The organism is Melittangium boletus DSM 14713 (assembly GCF_002305855.1).
Taxonomy (GTDB): Bacteria; Myxococcota; Myxococcia; order Myxococcales; family Myxococcaceae; genus Cystobacter; species Cystobacter boletus.
Genome location: NZ_CP022163.1, coordinates 7,451,027 through 7,474,175, shown reverse-complemented (window position 1 = coordinate 7,474,175; position 23,149 = coordinate 7,451,027). Strand labels below are relative to the sequence as shown.

The 23,149-nt window shown below is 64.5% G+C and carries 18 protein-coding genes and 1 pseudogene; 9 read left to right on the top strand and 10 right to left on the bottom strand.

Going from position 1 to position 23,149, the window contains the following annotated elements; translation table 11 throughout:
* Position 1: 1 nt before the first annotated feature.
* Both MEBOL_RS31080 and MEBOL_RS31075 read left to right on the top strand, forming a co-directional pair.
* Positions 2-949 (top strand): efflux RND transporter periplasmic adaptor subunit, encoded by a 948-nt coding sequence (locus MEBOL_RS31080; protein WP_095980835.1) that lies wholly within the window; start codon positions 2-4, stop codon positions 947-949.
* A complete protein-coding gene (locus tag MEBOL_RS31075) occupies positions 939-3,158 on the top strand; it encodes a peptidase domain-containing ABC transporter (protein ID WP_095980834.1) in 2,220 nt (739 codons plus the stop codon). The genes MEBOL_RS31080 and MEBOL_RS31075 overlap by 11 nt, the downstream gene beginning before the upstream one ends.
* A 24-nt stretch (positions 3,159-3,182) precedes the next feature.
* On the opposite strand, the gene MEBOL_RS42225 is transcribed toward MEBOL_RS31075, so the two are convergent.
* Genes MEBOL_RS42225 through MEBOL_RS31060 form a run of 3 tightly spaced genes read right to left on the bottom strand, consistent with a single transcriptional unit; the run spans position 3,183 to position 7,624 of the window.
* The gene (locus tag MEBOL_RS42225; protein ID WP_179956325.1) at positions 3,183-4,763 is read right to left on the bottom strand and encodes a DUF1501 domain-containing protein; all 1,581 of its coding nucleotides are present in this window, start codon (positions 4,761-4,763) and stop codon (positions 3,183-3,185) included.
* Positions 4,764-4,775: 12 nt separating this feature from the next.
* Positions 4,776-5,795, bottom strand: a complete 1,020-nt coding sequence (locus MEBOL_RS31065) for a hypothetical protein (protein WP_095980833.1) — start codon at positions 5,793-5,795, stop codon at positions 4,776-4,778.
* Positions 5,795-7,624, bottom strand: a complete 1,830-nt coding sequence (locus tag MEBOL_RS31060) for a DUF1549 domain-containing protein (protein WP_095980832.1) — start codon at positions 7,622-7,624, stop codon at positions 5,795-5,797. The genes MEBOL_RS31065 and MEBOL_RS31060 overlap by 1 nt, the downstream gene beginning before the upstream one ends.
* A 215-nt stretch (positions 7,625-7,839) precedes the next feature.
* On the opposite strand from MEBOL_RS31060, the gene MEBOL_RS31055 reads away from it, so the two are divergent.
* Entirely contained in the window at positions 7,840-8,583 is a 744-nt protein-coding gene (locus MEBOL_RS31055) for a head GIN domain-containing protein (protein ID WP_095980831.1), read from the top strand.
* A gap of 58 nt (positions 8,584-8,641) precedes the next feature.
* Here MEBOL_RS31055 and MEBOL_RS43970 read toward each other — a convergent pair whose 3' ends face one another.
* The 3 genes and pseudogenes from MEBOL_RS43970 to sitA5 all read right to left on the bottom strand — a co-directional run.
* A complete protein-coding gene (locus tag MEBOL_RS43970) occupies positions 8,642-9,490 on the bottom strand; it encodes a suppressor of fused domain protein (RefSeq protein WP_342747683.1) in 849 nt (282 codons plus the stop codon).
* Entirely contained in the window at positions 9,487-9,867 is a 381-nt protein-coding gene (locus tag MEBOL_RS43290) for a hypothetical protein (RefSeq protein WP_342747682.1), read from the bottom strand. The genes MEBOL_RS43970 and MEBOL_RS43290 overlap by 4 nt, the downstream gene beginning before the upstream one ends.
* A gap of 114 nt (positions 9,868-9,981) precedes the next feature.
* A pseudogene (gene sitA5, locus MEBOL_RS31045) lies at positions 9,982-11,109 on the bottom strand (SitA5 family polymorphic toxin); the annotation flags it as partial.
* Positions 11,110-11,776: 667 nt separating this feature from the next.
* Between sitA5 and MEBOL_RS41490 the strand changes: the two are divergent.
* Positions 11,777-12,517 carry a helix-turn-helix domain-containing protein gene (locus MEBOL_RS41490; protein ID WP_157823774.1) on the top strand — a complete coding sequence of 247 codons (741 nt, stop codon included), beginning with the start codon at positions 11,777-11,779 and terminating at the stop codon, positions 12,515-12,517.
* Between the two features lie 50 nt (positions 12,518-12,567).
* Positions 12,568-12,822, top strand: a complete 255-nt coding sequence (locus MEBOL_RS31040; RefSeq protein ID WP_095980829.1) for a hypothetical protein — start codon at positions 12,568-12,570, stop codon at positions 12,820-12,822.
* 68 nt (positions 12,823-12,890) lie between these two features.
* On the opposite strand, the gene MEBOL_RS31035 is transcribed toward MEBOL_RS31040, so the two are convergent.
* Both MEBOL_RS31035 and MEBOL_RS31030 read right to left on the bottom strand, forming a co-directional pair.
* Entirely contained in the window at positions 12,891-13,823 is a 933-nt protein-coding gene (locus MEBOL_RS31035; protein WP_170115622.1) for a DUF2381 family protein, read from the bottom strand.
* 104 nt (positions 13,824-13,927) lie between these two features.
* Positions 13,928-15,964 (bottom strand): serine/threonine-protein kinase, encoded by a 2,037-nt coding sequence (locus tag MEBOL_RS31030; protein WP_157823773.1) that lies wholly within the window; start codon positions 15,962-15,964, stop codon positions 13,928-13,930.
* Between the two features lie 97 nt (positions 15,965-16,061).
* Between MEBOL_RS31030 and MEBOL_RS31025 the strand changes: the two genes are divergently transcribed.
* Entirely contained in the window at positions 16,062-16,433 is a 372-nt protein-coding gene (locus MEBOL_RS31025) for a helix-turn-helix domain-containing protein (protein ID WP_043391324.1), read from the top strand.
* Between the two features lie 19 nt (positions 16,434-16,452).
* On the opposite strand, the gene MEBOL_RS31020 is transcribed toward MEBOL_RS31025, so the two are convergent.
* Both MEBOL_RS31020 and MEBOL_RS31015 read right to left on the bottom strand, forming a co-directional pair.
* Positions 16,453-16,860 carry a helix-turn-helix transcriptional regulator gene (locus MEBOL_RS31020; RefSeq protein ID WP_095980826.1) on the bottom strand — a complete coding sequence of 136 codons (408 nt, stop codon included), beginning with the start codon at positions 16,858-16,860 and terminating at the stop codon, positions 16,453-16,455.
* Positions 16,861-16,880: 20 nt separating this feature from the next.
* Positions 16,881-18,041 carry a serine/threonine-protein kinase gene (locus MEBOL_RS31015; RefSeq protein WP_095980825.1) on the bottom strand — a complete coding sequence of 387 codons (1,161 nt, stop codon included), beginning with the start codon at positions 18,039-18,041 and terminating at the stop codon, positions 16,881-16,883.
* Positions 18,042-18,431: 390 nt separating this feature from the next.
* Between MEBOL_RS31015 and MEBOL_RS31010 the strand changes: the two genes are divergently transcribed.
* The 3 genes from MEBOL_RS31010 to MEBOL_RS31000 all read left to right on the top strand — a co-directional run bounded on the left by MEBOL_RS31010 (position 18,432) and on the right by MEBOL_RS31000 (position 22,980).
* Complete coding sequence (locus MEBOL_RS31010) at positions 18,432-19,637, top strand: serine/threonine protein kinase (RefSeq protein ID WP_095980824.1); 1,206 nt, start codon at positions 18,432-18,434, stop codon at positions 19,635-19,637.
* A 288-nt stretch (positions 19,638-19,925) separates the two neighbouring features.
* The gene (locus MEBOL_RS31005) at positions 19,926-20,999 is read left to right on the top strand and encodes a toll/interleukin-1 receptor domain-containing protein (protein WP_157823772.1); all 1,074 of its coding nucleotides are present in this window, start codon (positions 19,926-19,928) and stop codon (positions 20,997-20,999) included.
* A gap of 916 nt (positions 21,000-21,915) precedes the next feature.
* A complete protein-coding gene (locus tag MEBOL_RS31000; protein ID WP_095980822.1) occupies positions 21,916-22,980 on the top strand; it encodes an AAA family ATPase in 1,065 nt (354 codons plus the stop codon).
* Positions 22,981-23,149: the final 169 nt, after the last annotated feature.

The window sequence follows — 23,149 nt, the reverse complement described above, 5'->3', positions numbered from 1 at the left end:
CATGCAGGCCACGCAACGCACGCCGTTCTTCCGCGAGGAAGCCCTGCGCCATCACGAGGGCACGCACGGAGACGGAGAGGTCCTGCGCCTCTCGCCCAGGTGGACCCGGTGGACGTACTGGGTGCTGGTCTCCCTGGCCGCCTCCGCCCTCCTCTTCTGCCTGCTCGGAACCCTGCCCGAGTACGCCTCCGGGCCCGCCGTGGTGAGACTCGAGGGCCGCGACGATCTCACCTCCCAGACGCCGGGCATCGTCGCCGCCGTGGACGTGAAGGCCGGGCAGCGGGTGGAGGCCGGACAGGAGCTGGTGAGCTTCCTCACCCAGGAGGAGACGGCCACCCTGGAGCGGATCCAACGCGAGTTCGAGCTACAGCTCGTCCGGGTGCTGCAACGTCCCTCGGACGAGGCCGCGCGCCAGGCCCTCACGTCGCTGCGCGCGGAGCGGGAGCTGGCCCAGGCGCGCCAGCGGGCCCGGACGTTGAGGGCGCCACGGGCGGGGATCGTGAGCGCCCTGCGCGTGCGGCCCGGGCAGTACGTCAACCCGGGAGAGAGCGTGGTGTCGGTGCGGGGGGACCACGTCCACGTCTCCCTGGTGGCCTTGCTGCCCGGAGGCTATCGGCCAAGGCTCGTGCCAGGCCGGTCCCTGCGCGTGGAGCTGAATGGCTTCAGCCACGAGTACCTGACGCTCACCATCGACTCGGTGGGAGAGCAGATCCTCGGGCCCAACGAGGTGCGCCGCTACCTGGGTGCGGACAGCGCGGATGCCGTGGCACTCTCGGGTCCCATGGTGCTGGTGCGGGCGCGTATCGACTCGCCCACCTTCACGCTCGGGGGCAAGACGTTCGACTACTTCGACGGGATGCTGGCCCGGGCAGAGACGCGCGTGAGCACGGAGCGAATCCTCGTCACGCTCATCCCCGGCCTGAAGGGAGCCTTGAGCCATGGGAACTGAGGCCCGTCAGCCGCCAGGACTCACGGAGCGCTATCCGGCCCTCCGCGACCTCCACGACAAGGGCCGCGAGCGCCGCATTCCGCTCGTGCGGCAGCTCACGGAGATCGAATGTGGCGCGGCCTGCCTCGCCATGGTGCTCGGCTACGAGGGCAGGCAGGTGCGGCTGGAGGAGGTGCGCCAGGCGATGGGAGCGGCGCGCGACGGGGTGTCGGCGCTCGACATCCTGCGCACCGCCCGTACCTTCGGGCTCCGTGGACGCGGCGTGTCCATCGACGACGAGGCGCTGCGGTACCTTCCCGCCGGGAGCATCCTCCACTGGCGGTTCTCCCACTTCGTCGTCTTCGAGCGGCTGGGGCGCGAGGGCATCCACCTGCTCGATCCGGCGCAGGGCCGGCGCGTCGTGTCCCGGGAGCGCTTCCGCCAGTCATTCACCGGCGTGGCGCTGCTGCTGGAGCCCGGGGAGTACTTCGAGAAGGGCAAGAAGGCGCGTCCCCGCTCGACCGCGCGCCATGCGATGCAGGTGCTCCAGCAGTCGCGCGTCCTCCAACGCATCCTCGTCGTCTCGCTCCTGCTCCAGCTCTTCGCGCTGGCGATCCCCGCCCTCACGGGGCTCATCATCGACCGGGTGGTGCCGCGCGGGGACACCCACCTGCTGTGGATCGTGGGCCTGGGCTTCCTCTCCCTGGCGGGTTTCCAGCTGCTCACCTCCCTCATCCGCGGGCACCTGCTGCTGGAGCTGCGAACGCGCATGGACTCGACCATGACGCTGGGCTTCCTGGAGCATCTGATGGGCCTGTCCTATGCCTTCTTCCAGGTGCGCGCGGCGGGGGATCTCCTCCAGCGGCTCAACAGCAACGCCATGGTGCGGGAGATCCTCTCGTCCAGCGCGCTCTCCGCCCTGCTCGATGGCGCACTGGTGCTCCTCTATCTCGCGCTGCTGTTCGCGGTGAGCCCCACCGTGGGGTTCATCGTCCTGGGCCTGGGGGTGGCGCAGTTGCTCGTCCTCGTGCTCTCCACGCGGCGCCAGCGCGCGCTGATGGCGGAGAACCTGGAGGTGGAGGCGAAGCACCAGAGTTATCAGCTCGAGATGCTCACCGGCATCCAGACGCTGAAGGCCTTTGGCGTGGAACACCAGGCGGTACAGCGCTTCTCGGAGAATTTCGTCAACGTGCTCAACGTGTCGTTGAAGCGGGGCCGACTGACGGCCTGGACGGATGCGCTCGGAGCGACGCTGCGGCTGCTGGCCCCGCTGGTGCTCCTCACCTCCGGGGCGCTCCTGGTCCTGGGAGGGAGCATGACGCTGGGCACCATGATGGGGCTCAACGCGCTGGCGGGAGCGCTGCTCGTGCCCCTGGGCAACCTGGTGGTGACGGGCTCCCAGTTGCAGTTGCTCCGGGGATACATCGAGCGCATCGACGACGTGCTGGACACGGCTCCCGAGCGGGATCCCGCCCGGCCTGGCCGGCCCGTGCGGCTCGAGGGCCACATCGAGCTGGACCGGGTGTCCTTCCGTTACTCCGCCACGTCTCCGCTGGTAGTGCAGGACGTGTCGGTGCGCATCCAGCCTGGGCAGTCCGTGGCCATCGTGGGCCGCTCGGGCGCCGGGAAGACGACCCTGGCCCACCTGCTGCTCGGCCTGTACCTGCCCACGTCCGGCCGCGTCCTCTTCGAGGGAGAGGATCTCACGGAGCTGGACCTGCGATCGGTGCGCGCCCAGGTGGGCGTGGTCCCCCAGGATCCGTCCTTCTTCAGTTCCACGCTGCGCGCCAACATCGCCCTGGGCGATCCGTCCGCGCCCCTGGAATCCGTCATCGAGGCGGCCCGCCTCGCCCAGCTCCATGACGACATCATGGCCATGCCCATGGGCTACGACACGCCGTTGGTGGACCGGGGCGCGTCGCTCTCGGGGGGACAGCGGCAGCGGCTGGCGCTGGCCCGGGCGTTGATGCGCGAGCCCGCGGTGTTGCTGCTGGACGAGGCGACCAGCGCCCTGGATGCCCTCACCGAGGCGCGGGTGCAACGGTCGCTCGCCTCGCTCTCGAGCACGCGCATCACCATCGCCCACCGGCTGAGCACCGTGGTGGACGCGGACCTCATCCTCGTCATGGACGAGGGCCGCCTGGTGGAGTCCGGCAATCACCGCGAACTGCTCCTGGGCGGGGGCTTCTACGCGGCTCTCGTGCGCGCCCAGATGCCAGATGCCAACTAACGTTGGGACGATCGCTCCAAGCGCCTACGCCTTCCGGATCCCCGTGACCTCTCCGTAGCCACCGGGGATGAAGAAGTCGTGCGTGCTCATGCCCATGATCCGCAACGCGGTGGTCACGGCGTCCGCGGCCCTGGGCACGCGCTTCGAGGGCTGACCGTTCTCCTCGATGATGTCCACCGGAACGCCGAGCCCGCGCGAGGTGTACGAGCCCACCTGCCGATTCGCCGCCACGTTTCCGCCCGCGAAAGCAACCGAGGTGTACGGGTGGTGGTCATCCGGCAGGGCGTAGGTGCCGTCGCGTCCACGCGATGCCCAACTGCGGCCGAACTCGCTCATCACCAGCACGAGCGTGTCATCGAGCAGCGTCTTGCCCGGCTTGCCGGGAGCAGGCGCGGCTTTGAGTTCACCCATGAAGCGCGCGACACAATCCATCAGTCCGCGTCCGTGCGCGCAGCTGAAGCCGTGGCCGAAGCCGTTGTGCGTGTCGAAGTCGAGCTGCAGCGAGACGTGCACCGAGGTGCAGAGGTCCGACTTGAGCAAGCGCAGCGCGAGATCCATCCGCGGGTCGAGCCCGGTGAGATGGAAGTTCGCGAGGCCGAACGTGTACGTGAACGACTGATTCCCGAGGTAGCTCGACAGGTACGCGGGACGGTTCGCCTTCAGCAAGTCGATGCCCTTGGTGCTCTCCAGCACGGACACCACATCCGTCGCGAGCACGCGCGAGACCGACGACAGCGAGCCATGCAGGCCCTCGAGGTAGCTGTCCACCTTCGCCGTCGAGCGGTCCATCATCTGCTGGGCGCGCGAGAGCGAGAAGCGCTCCACCATGGTCGTCTTCAGGGTGCCACCCGTGGGCTGACCCTGCGCGTCCAGTTCAGGACCTGCGGTGCGCGCATCGAGCCCCGTCCACCATGGATTGTCCGTGGGCTTCGCGGAGAGCAGCGGCTTGAGCGCTTCAATCGACGGAACGCGGACGGGCGAGGCGTGTGAGGGCAGCCCCATCCCGAGTGGCGTGCCGCGCTCACCCGCGACGACCACGAATGGCAGCGGTCTGCTCTCGCGGTACTTCTCGAACAGGTGGTTCGCGATCACCGAATGAACGGCGGGCGCCCGGAAATCCGCACCGGCGACACCACACATCGAGGCGATGAACGCACTCGAATGGTCGTTGGTGCCCTGGTCGATGCCGTGCAGCACGCTCATCTGCTCGTGCAGCGCGAAGTGCGAGAAGCCGTACATGAGCGGGCTGAAGCCGCCGCGCTCGGCGGGGTTGAGGGGATTCCACGACTGCCAGGTTCGGAGCGGCTTGTAGGGTCCGTTCGCGGGCGCGAGGTTCACCAGCTTGCTCGCGTCGAAGAAGACGGGCTCTCCGCTATAGCTGGAGGGCGCTGGCACGCAGAGCGGAATGTCCGCGTCGTCCATCGGGGTGAAGTAGTAGGCCGGCCGGTAGCCACCCGGGATGTAGAGAACCGCGAGCCGTGAGGGGACGTCGATGTCCGCGGCGCGCGCGGCGCTCGAACCGAGGAGACCCGCGCGTTCGAGGAGCGCGAACTGTCCCGCGCCAAGGGCCCACTTGAGCAGCGTGCGACGAGAGGTGTTCGTCATGGTGTCCTCGGCTCAGTAGGTGATCCACAGCGGGTGACGGATGAGCGCCGCACAGACGCCGATCCAGGCGAGGCGCGTGCTCCGCGCTTCGAGCGGTACATAGACTTGTTCGTACAACTCCTTCGCTTCCGCATCCGAAGGCGGCTGTCCGAGCATGCGCAGGTAGAGCGAGCGCAGGTTCTTCTGGACCGCGTCCGGGCTGCTCGCGGAGGTGTCGGCGAGCGTCACGTAGCGCAACACCGCCGGATTGCTCTTCTTGTCCACCGCGCGCGCGCACCATGCCTGCGACATCTGAACCAGCGTCTGCGCGGCGGAGGGACCGAAGCTCACGTCCCGCTTGCGGTACACGAGCGAATTGCCGCCTCCGAGCCCATCGAACCGCTCGACGCTGCGTGAGTCGGAGACGTACTCGCCCGAGATGCCGGGCGCCCAGTCACCGGGCCACAGGAAGAACTTTCCGCCATTCACCACATACGGCCTGGAGCGCCAGTTGGGATCGCTGGTGCTGACGAAGTCCTCGAGCGTGAGCCCGAGCTGCTCCATCAAGCTCACGACCATCTCCTCGGCGGAGAGTCGGCGGACGGTGAACGCTTCCGGATCCGGAGTCTCCAGCCGCTCGGGAGGAGGAGGCAGCTCGCGAATCCAGGCCTCCACCTGCTCGGTGGTCAACGTGACGTGGCCGTTGGCGACGAGCTCGTCGTAAGGCTGACCCGGCGGCATCTGGGGGTAGCTTCCAGCCGCGGTCCCCTTGAGCAGCTGGATCAGCGGGCTGTTCTCGGGATCTCCGCGCTTCACATACCGCTCGTCGTACACGAGCCCGTTCTCGAACGCGGTGAGCGAGGCGAAGAACGGCTTGTTGCCCGTGAGGTGGCAGCCCTCGCACGCGGGCGCGAGCCCGAGCCGGATCTCATCGTTCCTGCTCGAAGGTGCGCAGCTCTCGCCACCGTCTACCTTCGTCTCGGAGCAGGCAACAGCGGTGAGCGCGAGTACGGTCAGCGTGGCGGCTCTCAGCATCGAACGCGGCGTGCTCATCACAGGCCCCTCCGCAGTTCGGGCTGTTCGAAGAGGTAGCGGATGAAGGGCCGGAGCTTGCGGTCGCGGGCGACGAACTCCTTCGCGAGCTTGTCGATGAAGTGCTTCTCGGAGGCCGGATTCAGCTCACGGCCGATGAACATCGAGTAGAGCTTGCGCGAGGCGCAGCGATCGAACTCGCCGGAGCGGACCAGGATCTTTCCAAACCCGAGCGGACCCATCGTGCCGTCGCCGTGCTCACCGAGCAGCGTGTACGTATCGGGCATCGTGTCGAGCAGCACCGCTTCCGGATTGGCCGCGATCTGCTCGGGGGTGACCGGGGTCAACACGGTGTTGGGAAGGAACGCGTTCCTCCACCGATAGCCCGGCGATGAGCCGTTGTGCGGATACTGCCCGGACAACCACTCCTTCGTGACGCGGTTGCGGCCCATGCCCGGCATGAAGGGCCACGGGACGTAGTAGCTCTGGAACGGACTGAAATCCCACCGCTTGAACGAGATCGCCGCGGGATCGAGCGTCTTGTGGCAGTGCAGGCACGTTCCACCGGTCGCGGGATCGGTCTCGTACGGAGGGAAATGCACGTCCGCGGGAGGCGGCGAGAAGTTCTGACAGGCGAAGATCTCGAGGAAGCGCGCCGCTCGGACGCGCTCGCGCGGGAACGAGGACATCGCGCCGATCATGGTGAGCACCCCGGCGGCGGGAAGGCCCTTCGGCGCTTCGAGCGTGGTGCGGGGATCGAACTGGTACGTGCGCTCGAGACCGCCGGAGCGCGCTCGGTTGCCAGTGAGAGCGAGGTGGAAGGGCTCCAGGTCCTCGACCACGAACTCACGCCACGCCTGCGGATCATTCGGCGTCGGGTGGAGCGGGTCGCGAGGTCCGTTGTCCGCGTCCGGGCGCCACCACGTCGTGTTCGCGTCCACCGCGTTGCTGCCCATCTGCCGGCCGAAGCGCACGTACAGCGCGCGCAGCCAGTTGGTTCCGACCGAGTAGTTGCCGATGACGAGATCCGAGAGTGGCCGGTCGTGCCACGCGAGGTGCGCGAACAAGCGCGCGGGCTCCTCGTACGGATGGCGTCGTTGAACGCCGAGGTCGTGGTTGCTCGCGCTCCCCAGGCCGGAGAGCGGTGCGCACCACACCAGGTTCGGTCCGCAGCCGCACCCGGCGGGCAGCATGGGATCGTAGTAGCCACCGCTCGCGATGCCACAGTCGAGCGTCTGCCCCTTGGCGTCGAGGACCTGGGTGACGTTGGAGCCAGCCTTCCCGAGCACCTCGACCCGCGTGCCCGGCGCCCACCAGGGCTCGACCGAGTTCACCGCGGGCACCGCGGGATTGCCGTCCACGTCCAGGTCCTTGCATTGCTTGACCGGATCCGCGAACTCGTTCACGTGGTAGTACGCGCCCGGGTGCAGGCTGTTCGCGGGGCACTTGAAGAGGTGGCCGGACAGGTCGCCCTGGTACGCGTCGCCGGAAGCGCCGGTGGTGTACGCGCCCACCGCGATCCACTCGTGTCCGAAGCGCAGCATCCGCTCGTAGAACTTCGGCGAGGCGAGCGCGTTATCGAGCGTCGACCGCAGGAGCGCTTCTCGCGCGTCAGGCGTGGCCGCGGCCGCCATCGCTTCGTACTGATCGAGGGTCGGCGTGGTCCCGGTGAGCCCGAGCACGATGCGCCGCAAGAGCCGTGTGTCGCTCATCCGGTCGTTGGGAGGCTCGACCGTCGGAGGAGTCTCGGGACTGCATTGCTGGGCGTGCGCGTCGACCCCGACGAGTCCGGAGGTCGCGAGCATCACGCTCAGCATGGCCGCGCTCTTCGAGTGCAAATGCCAGTGCATTCGCGGGACGCTACTGGGCGGACTGTTTCCCTGCCAAGGGCCAAGGCACGAGACGCTCGAATCACTCAATGCGTATGAGAGCCCGAGAAACACGCGGAGTTGCTGGACAAGCGCACCGCGATGAACACCCAACGCATTCGGGTGACAGTTTCCTGGTCCCGCGGTGTTCAAGCGCCCGAAGCCGGTGGCCGGGCCGGTATCGAGGGAGCCAGGACATGAACAGGAAGTCGCGTGGGCTGTGGGTGGGACTGTCGCTGCTGGTGGTGGCGTCGACCGGGTGTGGGCTCGGGCTGGACTTGAGGGGGAACGGGAACCTGGTGCAGGAGGAGCGGCAGACGGCTGACTTCGTGGCGCTCGAGGTGAACGACGGCATCGACGTCATCGTGTTGGTGGACGCGGCACGGCCAAGGGCGGTGCGCGTGGTGGGGGATGACAACCTGCTGGCGAGGCTGCTGACGGAGGTGGAGGGCGGCAAGACGCTGCACGTCTACTTCCCGAAGACGGAGCTCATGCACTGGAGCTCGGCCAACCCGCTGCGCGTGGAGGTGACGGTTCCGAGCCTGGAGGCGCTGTCACGCTCGGGGGGTGGAACGGTGGACGTGAGTGGGAGCATCACGGCGGAGTCCTTCGCGCTCGCGGCGAGCGGAGGCGGGACGGTGCGCATCGGAGGGCTCGACACGGACTCCCTGTCGATGGATGTGAGCGGAGGCGCCGACGTGACGCTGGCGGGGAGCGCATCCCGCGTGACGAGCACCCTGTCGGGGGGCAGCACGCTCCAGGCGCGCGAGCTCGCCGTCCGCGAAGCCACGCTCAACTCCAGCGGAGGTTGCTCCACGGTGATGCGGGTCTCGGACTCACTGCGCGTGACGGCCTCGGGTGGCGCGGACCTGCGCATCTCCGGGCGGCCCACGGTCCTCTCTCAGGATCTGAGCGGCGGCTCCACGCTTTCTTTCGAGTAGTCACTTTGGCCCTCAAGGGGCGCGCAGCATCACCCGCCCGAAACTACCGCCGCCCGTGCTACGCCACGGGCTTCCTTCTGGGACGCGACAGGTGCTCCTCGCCTCTTTCCACGAAGCGCCGCGCCAGCTCGGCCTGGCCCTCCGCGCCGTGCTCCAGCAGGTACGCCAACTCCGATGGTAGCAACGCCTTGACGGTAACGAGCTTCACCTTCCCATACGGGGTGGAGAAGTGACTCGGCAGCGAGCGTGACTCCACGCCCAGCAGCACGGCCACCCTGCCCTCCTCGGTGACGAGGGACTTGGGCATGCCCTTTCCGGACACCTCCATGGAGAAGAGGCCCGCCTTCACGCTCTCGCGCACGTGCTCGTGCTCGGCGACTTCATCCGCCACACGGTCCAGCAGCATCAGGGGCCACCCCTTCGAGATGTCCTTCACGGCCGCGTCCACTTCCAGGGCGAGTTCCAGACCGAAGCCCACGGAGGGCTCCAGGTGCTCGATGAAGGGGTCCGAGAGCCCGTGGGTAACGAGCAGCGTACGCCCTTCCTCGCGGCGGATGACGCGCCAGAGCTGCCGGTGACCTGGCCACGAGCCGCTCATGGCGATGGGCATGAAGACCTCCCTGTCCAGCGATCCCAAGGTGCACCAAGCCGTTTCACGAGCGGTGTCCGCCCGCTCGAACAGCTCGCGGCTCTTCCGGGTCCGCTCGCGCTCCTCCGGAGTATTGGCGGCCACGCCGGTAACCTCCGTGAACCGGGTGCCCGTGGCGCCCACGCGATCCAGTGCCTGCTTGACGTCCTCGGAGACAATGAGAGCGCCCTCATAGCCCCAGGTGCGAAACACCTGGGCATCCCCCACCTTCGTGGGATCGATCCGCATGGCATGCACGACCCGGTAGGCTCCCGTCATCTCCGGGCGCTCGTCCTCCGGCTTCCAATACCGTCGATGCACCTCACCACGCGCGTGCAAACCAGGATGTAGAACAGCTCGGCGTGCGCTTCGACATCCACCGAGATGAGCTGTACGTCGCTGGGAACCATCTCGGCGAAGATGGATGCGGCTCTGGCGCTGACAACGGGGACCGCGATGCCCGCCTCGGTGAAATCCAGAACCGTTCCGTCTCCAGCACCGATGGGGATTCTGAGTCTCCCCTCGACAGAGACTGGCTTCCCCGCCCTGAACAGCCAGTCGTTCAGCTTCCGGCCCCGAGCATCCATGGGGGTGTCCAGGTCCCAGCGTCTGGGGAGGTAGACGTCATCATTGAGCCTGAAGTACCGCTTCGACATAGTGCCAGTTCTTAACGCGGAGCGCCTTGGGTGAGGATCTTGTAAATCGTGGAGTCCTTGTCGGTGAGTTCCTGCGCCAGCCTTCGGAGTTCATCGACGAGCGCGGCCCGACATTGCTGTGTGGTGCACCTCCGGCTTCTTCTTCGGCGGGTCCGCACGAGCGGGAGCGCCCCTCGCGGCCATGCTCAAGACGTTGGCGGGCAGGACGACACTGAAGGTGCCCTCGGCCACGGCGACCTTCACCTTGTCCGCTTCCTGCACGGCCGTCAGCACGTCTCGGATGCCGGCATGAGACTTGAGCGCATCGGCGGCTTTCGCGAAGCCCGGTAGCTTCGGGGCCTTGGACACGAGCGCCGCCGTCTCCCCCACCGCCGCCGTGCCCAGCAGGAGGAGAATCCGCACGCTGTTGGGCCCGATGACCTTGCCGAAGCGGTCTCCCGCCTCGCGCAGCTCCGCGAACGTGCTGGCCTCCGCCGCCTCTTCCCAGAGTTGGAAGTAGGCTCGCACCAGGTCGAAGAGTTCCCAGCCCAGGTAGCCCCACATGAGCACGGCCAGTGCCGCGGCGACGCCTTTAGAAACGGGCTCGGGTGCCGCGACCAAGGCGAGATATCCAATGATGGTGAGGCTCAGCGCCGTCCACAGCTGCGTCGTGGAGAACATGCCGCGCAGCTCCGCGTCCCGGGCCTCCAGTGCCGCATTCACGGAGAGCGCCAGGGCGAGGTCGCGCTTGTCCTCGCCATCCAGGCCCGGCCCGTCCTTAAACAACTCGAGGCAGTCGCCCGGCGTGCCTTGCCGCTCGCAGAAGCTCCCGTAGGAGCGCGCCAGGGGCGTGCGCCACGCCTCGCCCGAGAGCGGGGCGGAGGCCAGCGCCAGCTTCCGATGGAGGTAGAGCGGGAAGTGGGAGCCAGCCACCCGCAGCGGCATGTTCAGCACCAGGGTGGCCAGGGCTTCGTTGAGTTCAAAGTCGCTCACCTGCACGGCCCCGAATCGGGTAGGCAGGGAGAGGCGGACCCGCTCGTCCGCGGCCTCTCCCTCCTCGGCCTCCGACTCAGCCGAAGAAGGCCGGGCGTCCTCATGGAAACGGAATGTGGGTGGCCGGTAGGACGCCCCCACACGCGGGCCACTCCGAGGAACGCCCGTGGCGCATGCGGCCTGGAGGAACAGGCAGATGAGAAACCAACCGCGCAGCAGGGGGTACAGCCGAGCGCGAGGGATGCGTGGGCTGGCAAGACGGGTGGACACGGCGCACCTCCGGAAGCGGCGCGACCGGGCGTTGAGACCTGACTCCCCGCCTGGACAAAAGGACAAGGGCCGGTCACTCGCGTGACCGGCCCTTGTCCTTTGGAGCCGACACCCAGAATTGAACTGGGGACCTACTGATTACGAATCATTCCCGGCCACCTCTGCCCCTGCTCCCCCAGAGGGAAGAGCTGGCCGTGGATGGCCTGAACTGGCCGTACAGGTGGATCGTAGGTGGATCATGGAGCCTGGAGCCGCACCGTGCCCTCGGGCCGCTCGACGTGCTCCCCTGCCCCCTCTCGTGCGGGGTGGCTTTTTCGGGTAGAATGGGACTCGGTTGCTCGCCGATTGACCGCGAGTCGGCCACGTCCCGAGGGGGGGATCCATCCATGTCCGTTGCTCACTGGAAAAGGGCCTTGAAGGCCCTGGCAGCCGCATTGCGGGGTTTTTTCGGCCCGTGCTTCCTCTTTCCATTCTTTCCATGTCCGGACCTCTTCAGGGTCCCAGAGCCGTCTCCGGCCGAACTGGAAGCCCGGGACAGGGAACTGCGCGAGTTCAAGGCCCAGCTTGAAGCTCGCTGGCGACGGGCGGAAGAGGCTGGCCAGGAGACAGAGGGAACGGGCGAGCCGCCCGCCTCAAGCCCCGGCCCCTTTGATGGCAGGGAGAAGCCATGACGGCGCCCACCGAAGGGACGCCCCCTGCCCCTGAGTGGTTGCCAGTCCCGGAGGCTGCTGCCGCTGCCGGGGTTCCGGTGCGCTCCCTGTATCGCTGGATCGAGAAGAAGCGCGTGCCGACCCGCCAGGAACGCGGGACGACCGTTGTAGACGTGGCTGCTGTCTGTGCGTACGCGGCACGACGTGCCGCCCTCAAGGCGTCCGGGGCTCGTGCCGGGATTGCCGACACCAGCGCCGTCACCGCGCCGACAGTCCGGCCTGTTGGGACAGGTGACGCTGGCAGTGACAGAGCCCGTGGCATCGAGAGAACCGGAGCCAGCGGCACGCCACCGACTGTCACGAGACCGGCCCTGACAACGAGCGGCAACGCCACTCCGGCTACCTCTGACGCCGAACTTGCTGCCGAGGTTTTCACCCGCTTCGAAGAGGGAGACACGCCCGTTGATGTCGTTCGGGAGATGCGGATCCCACCGGAACGTGTCCGCGCTCTGCACCGGGAGTGGACGGAGCTTCGCGCCATGGGCGGAGGTGGCGGGCCCTCCATCACGGATCGGCTGGCCGAACTGGAAAGCCGCCTGAAGGAACTGACGGAGACACTGCCCTTCGAGGTGATGAGCGTAGAGGTCAACGCGAATAACGCTATCGGGCGGTTGGAAGGCCGACTCGAAGTTCTGGAGCGCCGGGTGGCTGGTTCATCTGTTCCGCCGCCGGGATTCAACTTCGGACCCCGCCGATAAGGCACGGGTCCGAGTCAACGCAGCACCGAAGTTCAAGAGGGGGAAAAGAAGTGGCCACGAAGAAGAAGCAGAAGCCCGAGGACATCGTTCTGTTCGCGTCGCTCGAAACCGAAGACGACGTGGAGGTGGAGGTCGCGATCCACGCTCCGAATCGTGCGAGTGCTCGGCGAGTCATCGCGGAGATTACCCGAGCCGTGACGGGAGATGACCCCGAGGAGGCAAACGCCGGAGGCAGGATCGTCCTCTCTGAGGGGCGCGGACTTCCGAATCAGGCACGGCCGAAATCGGAGGAGTCCGAGGGCTGAAGTAGAGGGGCCGGGGCTTGCGTGATGATGCAGCTCCGCCGCGTCGAGGCACGCGGGCGGGGCTCTCATCAAAGCCCCGGCCCCTCAGTCAGAGCCGGGAAGGTCACGTTGCCGAGTGTGACTGTACGCGGTCCATCTGTCTCCCAGAGTTTCAGGACGAAGGGGCCAGCGGTCTGTACGTCCTCGGTCTGCACTTCGATGTAGAGAGTGAGCGGTTGACCTGGAAGAAGGGGCCTTGGCTGCCAGATGGAACCCTCCAGTTCTTCACCCTTCGGACCTACGAGCTTCGCTCCTTGGGTCATCCAGGGGGCCGCGCCATCCGGAGCCTTCAACTCCACCTGCACGAGCATTCTCCCAGGAGTCCGGCAAGTGATGACCCGTCCCGCTGACAGCGCCGCTTTGGGGCGGAGGATGAAATCGACTTTCGAGCAGGGGATGCCCTTCTCGTCCATCATGCCGGAAGCGAACAGGCCAGTGAGTCCATCCGGTCTGTCCCGCTCCGCGCGCAGCCGATCGTTCTCCGCGCGCAGTCTCGCGTTCTCCTCGTAGGACTTCTTCAAATCGGCTTGGACGGACTCCACTGGACGCGGATGACGGAAGATCCTCACGTGCCGCTCCCCTATCGCGGGATGAACGATCAGCCGGAAGGATGCGCAAGCAGGAGCCGCGTCATCCGCGAAGCACACCGTCACTTTGCTGGGCTTCTCACCGCGTATCTCTTCGGAGGGAACGAGCGTCAGGGTGCGCTTCCCAGGGTCCGCGACCTCGAAGCGCTCACGTCCTTCCAGTGTCAGCCCGTCCGCTCGTAAGTCCGAGTCGAAAATAAAGGTGGAGGGCTGTCCCGGGCTGATCTGTACCTCGGAAACTTCTTTGGTGCCGTCCGCCGTCAGCTCGATGCAGCGGTCTTCCGTCTCCCCTGGCGGAGGGCACGTCTTCGCGGTGGCCGAACTCCCCGCGACAAGCAGCAGCATCAGCAACGCAGCAGACGATGAAGCAAACACGGGACACCCACTCCAGGGCAGGAACGGTGCCCGCCTGTATCACGTCTCCGGACCCGCTTGTGTCCGGGCCCGGTCCTTCCACTTCCCGTCCGCTTCTCCGGCTCTCAGTCGAAGCTGCGGACGGCCCACACGTCCACCGTGGAGTAGATCCGCGCAGAACCCGGACCTCCACCTCCCTCTCGGATGATGGCGCCTCTGCCGCCCTTTAAGCCGTCCGACATCTCGAAGCACACCGGGAACGGCTGCCCATCCCCCAACAGGTCGCGCGCTTCGGTGAACCGACCGTATACGCGCCCCTCGCCAATAGTGAGGGTCCCGGACAGGAAGATGCGGCCTCCTGACTCACCCACTCGGCGGGGCCCCAACTGGGCGGAGGCGGAGCCTTCGTGAACAGTGATGACTTGGGCGCTGCCTTCCAGATTGAGGTAGGCGCTGACGCTTTGCCCGACGCGGACGCCCAGCTTGTCGGCCATGGCCTCGACCGAACCAGCCGGGCATGGAGCAGGCTCGGGGGTCGGGCGGACCTGCGGCGCTGGGCAGCCAGACAGCGCCGTACAGAGGGCCGCTGAACCAAGGGCCTTGCCCGCGCGTCCGAGAACCTTCGTCTTCTTCTCCTGGAGCTTCTCGCTGCTGTCGTCTTTGCGAAGCATCGTGATCATTACGGGCGCAGAGATGGAACCCATCGCGGGCTCGGCGCCTTCTCCGCTTGGAGGATCCAGCGGCTTCGCGGGTTGCGCCACTTCACGACCGGGCCCGGCTTGTTGAGTGGGAGCGGCCTCGGATGACGTGTGGAGTGGAGCCGACCCAGAACCAGTGGGCAGCGAGGTTGCGAACAGGAACGCGCCGAGCGCCACAACCGCGAACCCCACCGCTGCTGCGAAGCGAGAACGACGACGCGACACCGGACGGGTCGGAGCTGCTGCCGCTCGTGGCGCTTCGAAAGGGGCCGGGGCTTGGGATGCAGGAGGCGGAACCGGCTCCGGTGGAGCCATCTCTGAGACAGGGACAGCAGCAGCAACGGGAGCTTGCTGTTCCGGCACGACGGCGACAACTTCGGCCTCGGGCGCGGGTGCTTCTCCGGCCTTCTCCATGGCCTGGGGAGCAAGAGCCGGAACCTTCTTTGGTGGCTTCCGGCCTCTCTGATGCTCTTTCTTCAGCCAACGTCGAAGCCAGCGCTTCGAGTCGTCCACATCCACCAGCGAGGGATCTTCCTCGGTCGTCCTGGTGTGGGGCGAGTCCGGCTCGAACAGCGGGAGGTCCCAGCTTGCATCGGCCTCGGCGTTGGCCATGGCCGCATCGAGTGCCGCGCAGAACTCGACCACGCTCTCGTAACGTGCCGCCGGGTCCTTCTCCAACATCCGCATGCAGATGTCGGAGAGCGCTCGCGGCACGCGGGGATTGAGGACGTGCGGTGCAACAGGACTCTGATGGAGGATGCGCTCTGCGAGCCCGCCCTCTTCTTCGTCCTCCCGGTCTCCGAACGGAAGGATGTCCGTCAGCAGCCAATAGAACGACACTCCAAGGGCCCAAAGCTCGTCCGCTGGGCTGTAGTCGTAGCTCCCGGAATCGTTCTCCCTGCTGAAGCGCCACGCCTCCGGCGCGCGAAACTCGATGGTTCCCGGCGGAAGGCGCGAACTTGTGGGGGCTGGGAGCCCCGTGAGCGTGCTCACTCCGAAGTCGATCAGCAGCGGTCTCGCGTTCCCATCCCGAATGATGACGTTATCGGGCTTGAGATCCCTGTGCATGACGCCTTGCCGGAGGACTTCCCCGAGCGTCAGGCCGATATCCAGCACGATGCGCGCGGACCTACGAGCCGAGGGATTCTCCTCCGAGGCATACGTCTCCAGGGTCCGGCCCCCGGCGAACTCCATGACGATGTAGGGGTGACCGACGAATGGATCCGGCCAGTATCCGCATCCGAAGAAGCGGACGACGTCAGGATGATCCATGTGGTTCAGGATGCCGATCTCGCGCTTGGCCCGATCATTCAACAGGCGGCCCCGGAGGATCTTGACGGCGTAGAAGCATCCGGCCTGCTCGGCCTTGTAGACGTAGCCGTAGCTCCCGCTGCCGAGCTTCTCGACGATGCGGTAGCCCCCGACCATCTCTCCGATTTCCGGCAGCCTGTAGACCAATCCCACGGAACCACCTCCGAGAATGCCGAGCCTACCAGCCTCGTGAAGAACGAGCTGCGCTCCGAAAGCCCCGGCCCCCCGTCCATCGTGGTAGACGGCCACCATGGACGAAGAACTTCAGCGCTCCCTCGGGGAAGTAGCTCGCGCTGCACGAGAGCGCCTCGGACTTACTCAAGCTCAGGTGGCTCAGAAGGTCGGTCTCGTTCCAGGTGTCTACGGACGGATCGAACGTGGCGACATGATGCCATCCGTCCCGAGCCTGCGGCGAATCAGCATCGTCTTGGGCATCTCGTCCGACGCGCTGATGGGAGTGAGCCCTTCTCAGGTCGCGGCCACGGTGGATGAAGCACCCCCAGATGGAAGCCTCTCCCCGGAGCTGCGGCGCATCGTCCATCAGCTCCGGACATGGTCGCCGAAGCGCTTGAAGGTGCTCAGCAAGGTTCTGACCGTACTCGCATCCTCCTTCGAGGATTGAACCAGGTAGAGCCATCCGCCTACTCGGCTTGATCATCTGGGTGTTGTGCCGTGTGTCTCATCACCGCATTGGCGGTGCTGCTAACTACTGCGAGTTGTGCAGCGTCCATGCGACGAAGCGTTCTCACCAGTCGGCGCAGTTCGGGTGGATCATCGGCCTCGGTTTCAGGCACCTCCAGCAAAGGTGCCTTCACGGCGTCGAGTCCCAGGACGACGTTCGCGTCGAGGCGAAGCACGCGACACAACCTGCGAAAGGTCGTAACGCTCGGGAGTAGGTGTCCTCGCTCCAGCCGCCCGAAAACCTCGGTTACGAGCCCAACGCGATCCGCGACATCAGCCTGAGTCAGCTCAGCCTTCTTGCGAGCCTCACGCACGGCTGCGGCCAAGTGGACCACCAGTTTCTTCTTCTCGTTCTGCCTGCTCGTCATCAACCTGCTCGGTCCAGGGGTTACTGGACGCTCAGCGCCTTCGGCCACGGGAGGACTCCAATCTCGACAGGGTGCGCCGCCTTCCGCTTGAGGGCGGATGCTTTCTTGAGGATGTCGGCCAGCTCCGCCGCTGCCTCGGAGACGCCGAAAGGCTGGCGGAGACTGCGTAGATACGCGCGGAGGTCATCACGCATCTCAGCAGCCGATTGGTAACGCTCGGCAGGGTTACTCCGAAGAGCCCGGTGAGCTACCTGCTTCAGAGGGGCCGGGGCTTGCCGGGCGATGCGTTCCACGTCTTCAGGCCCGAAGCGGAGGAGACGATCCGCGAGCACTTCGATGGAAGCCCAGGCGGAGTGCTCGGCCTTCACGCCCGAGACGAGCCGGAGCGCGCGCCTGGACACATCGGAAGGCAGCGTGTCCAGAGGGTCGAGCGGATGGTTCCCTGCGATGATCTCCAGAAGCACGAGCCCGAGCGAGAAGATGTCCGCCCTGCTGTCGATGCCCTTGGGAGAGAGAAGACCGGCTCGGCCCTTTTCGGAGATGGAGCGAATGATCTCTGGAGCCGCGTAGGCGAAGTTCCCTCGGAGCACCTTCGGTGGCGTGGGCACGCGGCCCAACAGCTCGGAGAACGCGGCACCGAAGTTCGTGAGCTTCACCCGGCCGTTGCTCCCGATGCGGATGGTCATTGGGCTCACGGCCCTGTGGATGATGTGAAGCTCGCGGCCTCGGTCATCCTCGCAGTGGTGGGCGTAGTCGAGGGCGTTGGCCACCTCGGCGGTGATAAATGCGGCGAGGGCCGGGGAGAGCTTCCGCTCCAGCAACAGTGCGGAGCCGATGACCGTGGCCAGGAATGCCCCTGTTGTGTGTTCCAGCACCACATAGGGCGAGCCCTGGTACTCGGCGAGCCGGAGAACATGGCCGATCCTCGGGTGATGAAGGTGCTCGGCGAGCTGAACTTCCTCGATTGCTCGGGTCCGGCCCTCGCGCCCCTCCGGGACTTCTACTTGCTTCAGGACAACGAGCCTCCGGCGCACCTTCTCATTCAAGGGCCTACATCTCGCCAGCCACAGGGTGTCGTAGTCCACGTGTTCGAGGAGGGAGCGAAGCACCTCGTAGCGGAACCCGTCTGACTCGAAAGTGAAGGGCCCAGTGTCCGTGGGCGGGTTGTTGGCTCCGATCATGTGGTCTCCTGTGCGCTGCGGCTTGCGTGAGAGGAACGAATGTTCCCATTGGTTACCTCAAACGTGCTCCGACACGTACCATGGAAGTACGGAGGAGGGGAAGCAGTCCCACTGGGTAGGTCAGCAGGCCATGGCATCCGGCAGGAGTAGGACGGAGTCTCGGGAGGGACAACCAGGTGCGCCGCACCTGCCGGGAGGAGGACCCGCCTCCCGTTCAAGATCTCTAGAGCTTCGGTAACTCGTACCCAAGCCCCGGCCCCTCGTAGAGTGATCCCCAGTGGAACTCTCCATCGTGGACCCACCGTGCCGAAAACTCGCGGGCGCGACACGCCGTGATACCTCGCGCTACAGGCGGTGCGGGGTGCATCGCCGATCGGAAGGAGGATTTTGATGGCTGCTCCCTCGTTGTCCTCAGACATATCTACAGGGGAAATTCCTGCGGGCTACGTCTCACACTTCGAGAAGCGTGGATTCGTACTCGAAGGACGACTGGGTTCAGGTGCCTCCGGCAATGTGTTTCGCGCAACCCAACGAAGCCTGGGGCGCACAGTAGCAATAAAGATTTGCGACCATCCACACGGCAGGCAAAACACGGGCATCAGGAAAAGATTTGAGCGCGAGGCACAAATCCTCGCCAAGCTGACCCACCCATCAATTCCTTATGTGATTACAAATGGCCAACTCCCAACAACCCAAGATGCATCGATTCCATATACCGTCTTGCAGTTTATCGATGGCAGCAATCTGGAGAGTCTGCTCAAGACTCAGCACCGGCTCAAACCACGTAGCGCCGTGCAGTACATGGCGCAGGTGCTCAGCGCGCTTGATTGTGCGCATAAACAGCAGATTGTGCATCGCGATGTAAAGCCCAGCAACATTCTGGTTCTTCCATCAGGACATTGCTACCTCATTGACTTTTCAATTGGCGTAGCACTGGAGCCATCTCCGGGCCTGACAAGAATAACGGGCGATGGGCGGTCACCGGCAACGGCAGATTACGCCTCCCCAGAACAAATAGCCGGGAAAAAGGTTGACAGCAGGACGGATGTGTATTCAGCGGGTGTTGTTTTGTTTGAGATGCTGACCGGCCATTTCCGTGTCAAACCTGATCTGCTCGATGAGCAATTGCGACAGGTGCCTGCTGTGCTGAGAACGGCAATTCGTCGAGCTTGCCATCCAAAGCCTGGGGAGCGTTTTCAAAGCGCCGATGAGTTTCGACAGACACTGTTACGATTCGAAGCGAATCCTGTCGAGCAGGCCCAGGCCCGTCCTACGACCGCATTGTGCGTGAATCACCTCTGCCCTGATGCGCAATGGCTGTATGGGGAGCGCGGGACCCAATACTACAAGGGGCCTCGCATTATCGAAGAATCCGTCGCGTCTTATTGCAGTAAATGCGGCAAGGATCTGGAATATCCTTGCCAGAAGTGCGGGCATCCCTTTGAGGGAGATCAGTTCTGCGCTGTCTGTGGCAATGAGATGTATTCGATCCCTGCCTGTGGGCGCTGTGGGGCCCTGCTTGCACGCTCCGAAATCGGTACTGACACTGAAAAGAACGGCTGCTCTCAATGCGATGATGAGGGCATTCCATTTTAAGGGGGGGCAGCAATACGAAGGCCCCGGGTGCCCCACCAACTCCGGTTCGTCCCCATGAACTGCTGGCGCGTGCAGTTCGCTTCTGAGATTGCGCCGCCGGTGCTCGACATGAACCTCTGCTGCGATTCGAAGGGCAGGGGCTTTTGTCGAGGCGGGCCTGAAGCGTGATGCGCTCCAGCAGGTTGCGCGGCCCAAGCCCCTCCTGGAACTGCGCCTAGCCATGGCGACGGAACAGGCGGACCGAATGAGGGGCTTGCATCTCCAACATTGAGCGTGTCTCATGCGCTCATGGCTCGAGCTACCACAAAGCGCATACCAAACCGTTCAGTATTCATCAGTCATGCGGCTTCCGATGCGGAGTTTGTTAACTACTTCGTTGACACGCTCCTGACCGCAGGCATCGGTATTGGCCAGGAACACATTTTCAACACCTCCTCGCCTACCTCTCCGATCAGAGCAGGTAGTAACTTTAATCCAGAAATTCGCTCTGCCATTCGCATGGCGAAGGTCGTGATTGCGGTCGTCACTCCTACTTATTTTGATCGACCATTTGCGATGGCGGAGTTAGGCGCAGCATGGGCGTCGGAACGACTTGTTCCTATTCTTGTGCCGCCGCTCGATTTCAATACGCTTGAGGGTGTCCTTGATGGAATCCAATGCATTCGTGTTGGAGACGAGAAAAAGCTTCATGAATTGTACGACCGCTTTGACGCTGACGATCTGAACAAAGAGCGCTGGTTCAACCGAAACGGAAGTGGAACATTTAATGCCAAGTTAAGGGAATTTCTTTCGGGGCTTCCAGCAAGGCTGACGAAGGTTTCGCCATCCGCCACCGCAGCAACGTCAGAAGGAAAATCAAAGGCCGTATCTCCAACGACTGCTGATAGTCAGAAAAAATCAGCGGTCCCTGTCAAAGAAGAGTGGGCGACGTTTGAAAGATTCCTAGATGAGTTGCGAACCGCGTTGGAACAGCTTCCCTGGATTGTTAGTTGGGGATTCATGTACGAAGCCTGTGGCGATTGGGGCATCGCTCGTGATCAAGATACCAAGGATGCAGCTAAGGATGCGGAGTACCGGGGGCTGTTAAGAATCAGCAAAGAATTCTCGCTTGACCCTGCTGAAAATCGTTGGCTTTATCGACCAACAAAGTCGAGTCAACGCGCCCGTAATGTCTATGAGATCATGGACAAGCTGAAAAGCTTCCTCGAAAAAGCATCTCGTGACTTCCATCTTGAGTACGAGCAAAAGCATGACCATCCAGCCATTCTAAGCATTTATCCGTTTTGGGATGGTCACGACCTGGTTGGTGTTGATGGAGAGAAAACGCCCCAACAATCCTCAGAAAGCTCTTCTTCTGAGTGATTGAGCGGAATGGAGTAGCAATCAAGTGCCGCATCTAGGTCGTGAGTCCGGGGATGCATAGTTGCATCCTTTTAGCTGTCGAAATGGCGCAGAATCCCGACCTCAATCGGCGCGTACTCATGTCACCCTAACGAAGAACGCAGAGTCGAGTACGGCTTCCCTTGAAATGCACGTCTGTTCGTCTGCCGTGCGCCGTCCCACGCGATGGAGGGGCAAGAGCGAGCCGCGAAACTCGAGCCGACTATAGGCCGGAGTCCTGGGGGAAATATCTATTTCTCCCGCGCTTGGTTGTGTCCGCCCTCCACCGTGGTGACGCTGCTGCCGTCACGCTTGCCGACGCGGAGTGGGGGCAACCGAGGCCCGGGATCGCGCCGCGAGTCCCCCCCGAGGCCGGTGTCGAGCGAGTCACCCTTCCCCGGTGGCCACGACCGGCAAGTGACCCCACCGTGAACCTCGCTCCGAGCACGTGACCCCACCGTGAACCTCGCTCCCGGCAAGTGACCCCACCCTGGTCCGTGCCGAGCAAGTGACCCCACCGTGAACCTCGCTCCCGGCAAGTGACCCCACCCTGGTCCGTGCCAAGCAAGTGACCCCACCCTGGTCCATGCCGAGCAAGTAACCCCACCGTGAACCTCGCTCCGAGCACGTGACCCCACCGTGAACCTCGCTCCGAGCACGTGACCCCACCGTGAACCTCGCTCCGAGCACGTTGGCAATGGTGGAGACCGCTTTCCCACTCAAAGCTCCGGCCCCTCCGGCTAGGAACACGAGCAAGCAAGACCGAAGCAAGTGACCCCACTTTGACTCGCGTATTTCGCTCCTGTATCTGCGGGTCTGCGTTCTTTCACGACAACAGCCCCGGCTCTCAACTTCACGGGAAACGTGTGTCCCGTGTATCCAAGGAGGGAACCAAGGGATGTTGTACCCATCGACCAGGCACGAAGGAACGGAAACGGACTGCCACTGCCCACAAGCAGTCCCCATCAAGAAATTCATCGAGGAAGCCGGGGATCCACCTGAACCAGTGGTGGACGGTCTTCTCACGCCGGGCATCGCAGTTCTGATCGGCGCCCCCGGATGCGGGAAAACCCACCTGGCCAACGAGCTTGCCCGCGCGGTCGGCAGGGGCGAGTCGGCCTTCGATCGGTTCCGCACCAAGAAGGGTGCTGTCCTCATCATTGAGGAGGAGCACCATGAAGGCGATTTGTCAGAGCGATACGAACGAGCGGGCATGGAGGACGCGGAGATCTTCATTCTCCACGCCGAGAACGCACGTCTCGATGTCCCGTCGTGGGTAGACTGGATCGCTCGGGAAGTGGAGAGAACGCACTCCATCCTCTGCATCCTTGATCCGTTCGCGGACCTTCACGAGAAGGACGAGAGCAGCAACACCGAGATGAAGGAAGTGACGAACGGGCTGAAGGAGTTGAAGCAACGATGCCCTGGAACCGCTTTTCTCGTCATCCATCACCCAACCAAGGGTGCCAGCAAAGAAGGAGTCGAGCCCGAGATGTCAGATGGGCGCGGCGCTGGTCGCCTCATGGGCATGGCGGACGCGGTTTACAGCATGGCCTGTAAGGATCGAAGCCCGCAGGCCCTCAAGATCAGCTTCAGGTGTCGCAAGAGACGCGACGGGCCTGCCATTGAGCCACAGACTCTCTCATTGAAATTCACGGAGCAGGGCGCCGCATGGGCGGTTGATGCTGCTCCCAGCGAAGAGCCGGACACTAAACTTCGAGAGCGCATCGAGAAGAAACTGAGGGAGGCACGCGAACGCGGTCAACTCTTCCCCAACCGAACCGCATTGAAGAGTGCCGTGGGGGGAAACAGCACGCAGACAGGGAAAGTCATCGGGCAGATGATCGATGCGAAGCGCATAATCGAAGACAAGAAGAAGAAGGTCATCGACCTCGCGGATGATGCTCCGGCTGGGCTTGCCGCCAAGGATGGGCCCGCCGCGAACAACGATCAAGAGCAGTAGAGGACCGGACGTGCGTTCTTCGTTCCGGGAACCCACTGGAACGCGAGAATGTCGGCAGCGGACCCATCCGCAGCGTTCCTTCCGTTCCCCCCCTTATAGGGGGAACGGAGGAATGCGCGGGGGCTGCCCTCGGAACGCCTTGGTACTCCCTGCTGTGAATCGAAGGGCC